The organism is Streptococcus suis, from assembly GCF_002964575.1.
GTDB classification, from domain to species: domain Bacteria; phylum Bacillota; class Bacilli; order Lactobacillales; family Streptococcaceae; genus Streptococcus; species Streptococcus suis_R.
Window position 1 is genome coordinate 1 of record NZ_POQQ01000043.1, and the last position, 422, is coordinate 422.

The window sequence follows — 422 nt, forward strand, 5'->3', positions numbered from 1 at the left end:
CTGTTCGCCTATGCTCGCCAGGTATTCTCTGGTCGAAAAATCGTTCAAATGAATGAAGAAGTCATTCCTATGAAATGGCTGAGTCAGGATACCTATGTCTGTTATCGGACCATCAATAGTTTTAGGGCTAGCACACACGCCAACCAGCTCATCAAAACTGCCTTCATCTACTTCACTCTCCTCCTCAGAGAGAATGGATTGATTGAAGATGAGGCTCTCTTCATTGACGGGACCAAGGTAGAAGCTGATGCCAACAAGTATTCTTTCACGTGGAAAAAGGCCGTTGAACGCTATGAAGATGCCTTGAATGGAAACATTTCTGCCCTTTATGACAAGCTAGTTCAAGAAGGGGTGAATACTGCCTTGTCCAAGGAAGAATGCCTCACTAGCGAGGGACTCAAACAACTCCTACATGAGACAGA

1 protein-coding gene is annotated in these 422 nt (G+C 45.0%); it reads left to right on the top strand.

Features of this window, described 5'->3' with window-relative positions; genetic code table 11:
* Positions 1-422: transposase (locus C1E58_RS05555; RefSeq protein ID WP_161951279.1), on the top strand; the 422-nt coding region annotated here is incomplete at both ends.